Here is a 4375-nt window from a genome sequence, read left to right as displayed (position 1 = left end):
CTGAATATTCCGTTTATCGCCGCCGCAGGCGATGCAGTGTTTTCCAATTTAGCGCTCATTTTCGCCATCGGCGTGGCGATCGGTTTTGCGAAAGATGGCAACGGCGCCGCCGCTCTGGCCGGCGCGATCGGTTACTTTGTCTTGACAAAAGGGGCCGCCGCGATTGATAAGGACATCAATATGTCTGTGTTGGGCGGCATCCTCTCCGGGGTGATCGCCGGGCTTTTATATAACCGTTATCATGATATCAAGCTGCCGGATTGGCTCGGCTTCTTCGGCGGCCGGCGGTTTGTGCCGATCGTGACATCGCTTGTCATGCTCGTGCTTGCCTTGATTTTTGGCTATGTATGGCCGCCGATTCAAGATGGCATCAACGCGGTCGGCCATTGGATCGTCGGCGCCGGGGCGGTTGGCGTCGGCATTTTCGGGTTCCTCAACCGGCTGCTCATTCCAGTCGGATTGCACCATGTGTTAAAACAATCGATTCAAGCGTCAGAAGGCAGGGTGATCGTCGCGGAAGTCGTCGGGGAATTTGCGCCGCTGTATCCGGCGGTCACCAACGCCGAACTGGCCACGGCGTTTGGGGCGGATTTGCTGTTGTTGAATTTTACCTGATCTTTTTGCGACTCACGAACAAAGACTCCCGTCTAAGCGGGGAACTGTAGTCGCTTGTAAAGCCTGACGCCGTCATAAAAGGCGTCGGGTCTTTGATTTTTAGAGGCGATGAAACGTTTTTCCGATCTCGACGTATTACATAGATGAAAGGTATGAGATTACGGCGCCTTGTTAAGGCAAAACGCCGTTCATCCGCCAATAGGCGAGCGCCGATAAAACATGGAAGGAGCCGGGGGAACATGAGCATGTTTGGAAAAGTCGCCGCCGATGTGCTTGGGCTAAGCGACATCGGTGCGGTCATTCAGCCGAAAGACTATGACAAAGTCGATGCCGATGATTATGTGATGCACGAGGATGGAGAAAAAATCTATTTTCTTATCAAATCGAAATCGGATGAGTATTGCTTCACCAACCGCGCGCTCATTCATTTGGACGGCACGAGCGCCGCGAGCAAAAAACGGACGCTGCGCCGCTACGATTACTACAAGCATCCGATTTCCGACGTGTCGCTCGAAACAGCCGGGACGGTCGACTTGGACGCGGAAATCAAATTCAAAATCGGGTCGCACTCCTATTCGATTGATGTGCATAAAAAGCATATTGAGGAATTGAAAGATTTGTATAAATCGCTGCTGGCGATCGCGGACATTTGCCATGAAAACGAAACGAAGTTCAACTATGCGGAGCGGAGTTTGGAACTGGCGGCCAAGGTGTTTGCCAACATGCGCGGCGACGGGGCCAATGTGTCGGCGGATTTTCAGGCCGTGAATGAATACGCGTTTCGTTGGCTGACGGAAGCGAAAAAGAACTATACGGTGAAGGATTTCGGCTTTGTGTTTGACAAATATATTCAACAGTGACGAGATGAAGGTTGTGTCGGGGAAAGACGCCGTGCCGGAGGCGAGGTATCTTTCCTTAACCCGTGGTGCTAGATAAACTTGAGCAAGCATAAAAATAGCCCTTGCTGGCGGATCTCCTGTAGAATGAAAGTGCGACCTGCCATTCGAAAGGAGAATCCCCATGCAAGAGCACTTTCATTTTACTACAGATCGAGCCAAGATTCAAAAGCAATATGCCGCCATTTTCGTTTTTGTTTCTGCCCAACTTTCATGCATTCAGGTGCATCTTCACCGTCGAAATCGCCATTTGGTAAAGCAAGAGGACGCTGTCATCATCGCCATTCATCTTTTAGGAAAGCTGCTCGGTTTTACATCCGAACGGGCATGGCATCGTTTTGTCACGGGAAATTTGTTCACAAACGGCTCGTTTCTTGAACGCTCCCGATACAACCGCCGTTGCCGGGCGCTTGGTTTCGCCATCAAATGGATCCGTCATGAGCTGGCAAAACGCGGTCAACATCATGCCTATGTCGTCGTTGACAGCTTGCCGCTCCCGTTGTGCCATACGGCAAGAATGCATCGCGTCAAACAATTTCAAGAGATGGCAGACATCGGATATTGCGCTTCCAAAAAGCAATGGTACTACGGATTGAAGCTGCACCTTCAAGTGACTGATCAAGGGCTGCCGATGGGATATGTTGTCACCGAAGCGTCTTGTCACGACCGGGTGGCCGCTGAAACCGTCATGACGCAAATTCCACATCCGTATAACTTCGGTGACAAAGGGTATATCAGCCAAACGCTGCGAAAGAAGCTGTACGAAGAGCACCGAGTCGCGTTTTGGACGCCCGTCCGAAACAATCAGCGAATTCGCCAATCGGATGCATGGAAACAATGGATGAAGCGAAAACGTAAAGTGGTGGAAACCGTGTTTTCGATTTTAGTCGATTCGTATCGGATCACCAAGATTCGCGCGAACTCGGTTTCTGGATTTGAAACGGCACTGGATGGTATTTTACTGGCTTACTCACTTGTTGTTCTCGGGCTAGTTGAGCGCTAGCGCTCAACTAGCACCACGGGTTTAAGGTATATAAGCTGTAATAAAGAATTTCCACGGTTTTGTATTAATGTTCAAGCCAGTATATAATGCGAGTATGCCGAGAGTCTGGTGGATAAACACTTTTTTGAATTATATAGATGCAATTTGAAGTTTTCACATTGGTAGCTTTTACTGAGCATTGGATCGACTGTCGAACGACCGAACAACACCGCTTTCAGCCCCATGTATGGGTCTGAGAAGCGGGTGGTTGTTCAGTCGTCCGTCATGCCTTGGCGTGACGGAGGCAAGCAAAGGCTTGCCCTCGACAGTCGAAAAATCGATAAGTGGCTTTTCTGTCAAAGATATGTTAAACGTTTTGGTTGCACCTATATAAGTGTTTTAAGACACAGAAGGAATATTAAAATATAGGTATAGAAAGGGTTGAGGAATTTGAAGATTAAAGATGTATTTGGGGATTTGCCTACACTTACTACTGAACGTTTAATATTAAGAAAATTAACGTTAGATGATGCATATGATTTATTTGATTATGCGTCAAATCCGGAAAACTGCAAATATTTACCTTGGAGACCTCATCATACCATTGAAGATTCAATTCAATTTTTAGAATTTGTAATTAAGTCTTATAAAGAAGGTAGTTTAGCTCCGTGGGGAATCGTTTCAAAAGCAGACAATAAAATGATCGGGACAATTGATATAGTTAAATGGTTACCCAATCATCATAAAGCTGAGATAGGTTTTGTTTTATCGTATAAGTATTGGGGGAAGGGATTAGCAGTTGAAGCGGCTAATAAAATCATTGAATTTGGTTTTGACAAGATGGAATTAAACAGAATTGAGGCATTTGCTATGATTGAAAATGTTCAATCTTTAAGAGTTTTACAAAAGTTAGGGATGCAATTTGAAGGGGTTATGAGAGAACATTGGTATATTAAAGGTAAATTTAGGGATATGGCTATATACTCTATTCTAAAACGAGATTATTTTAAATCAAGGAACGGGTTGCAAAACGCATAACGGATGAATAAAGGGACACAAAAAATCCACTCTTATTGGGAATCATATACAGTTACTAAAAAACTTCAAAGGGGTGACACTATCAAGAGTTCCAATTCTTTGATCGAATACACCGATGAAATCGATCCTCTTTTAGAGGCTTTATTTCGATGCATCGATCAACTTTTTTCTGGAAATACCTTATGTGGCGGGAAGATCACAGGTGTCTAAAAAGGTAATTGATTAAATGTTTATTTTGGAAAACGTGCTTTACGATCGATTCTTTGTAGCAGTTGATGAACATCTTCCGCTGTTTTTGCTATTTTTGATGTATTTATGAGTCTCTCATCTGTCCACCTCTTCAAGGACCAGCCGATGCTTTCAAAAGCAAGAATTTTCTGACGTTCATCATCATCTCTTAAACGATGTATGTGTTTAATCTCTGAAAGTGATCATGGTGGATGGTACGGCCCTTTGAAACATTCTTGTAGTATGATCCCCAAACAAAATGGGTCATTTCAACTCGGTATTACTAGTTTAAAGGTATAAAGAACGGTTGAACAAGTGAGAATTCTTTTTGTTTTCTCGATTAACCGCTGGAATAGTGGAGAAACAAAAGGTGCCTATGGTTATGTGATTGCTGTCTTCTTGAAAACTGGATTTGAAAAGTGTCTGTTTGATCTCCATAATGCGTTGAATGGGTATTTGATCAATTAAAGATTAACGGGGTAGAGCAGCCGCGTTGGTATAGATTTCATTGCTATCTGTTACATGTACAATTATAAATCATTATTGGAAATTTTTAATTTACACTCTATATTTTTACCGCGTTATCAATTATAAGAAGAAGTTAAATTCTGAATAT

At 44.4% G+C, this 4375-nt stretch carries 4 protein-coding genes; all 4 read left to right on the top strand.

The genetic code is table 11. The features are described from left to right. Positions 1-615, top strand: a 615-nt coding sequence (locus GZ1_RS17410; protein ID WP_060788990.1) for a DUF7916 family protein, incomplete at its 5' end; no start/stop codon positions are given. Between the two features lie 245 nt (positions 616-860). After that, entirely contained in the window at positions 861-1475 is a 615-nt protein-coding gene (locus GZ1_RS17405; RefSeq protein ID WP_060788991.1) for a PH domain-containing protein, read from the top strand. 160 nt (positions 1476-1635) lie between these two features. Continuing rightward, a complete protein-coding gene (locus tag GZ1_RS17400) occupies positions 1636-2514 on the top strand; it encodes an IS982 family transposase (protein WP_060788989.1) in 879 nt (292 codons plus the stop codon). Positions 2515-2943: 429 nt separating this feature from the next. Continuing rightward, positions 2944-3531, top strand: coding sequence for a GNAT family N-acetyltransferase (locus tag GZ1_RS17395; protein WP_015375298.1), 588 nt, complete (start codon positions 2944-2946; stop codon positions 3529-3531). Positions 3532-4375: the final 844 nt, after the last annotated feature.

It is taken from the genome of Geobacillus zalihae NBRC 101842 (genome assembly GCF_001544135.1).
In the GTDB taxonomy this organism is placed as follows: Bacteria; Bacillota; Bacilli; order Bacillales; family Anoxybacillaceae; genus Geobacillus; species Geobacillus zalihae.
The sequence above is the reverse complement of the archived record's forward strand: the minus strand, read 5'-3'. Positions and strand labels throughout refer to the sequence as shown.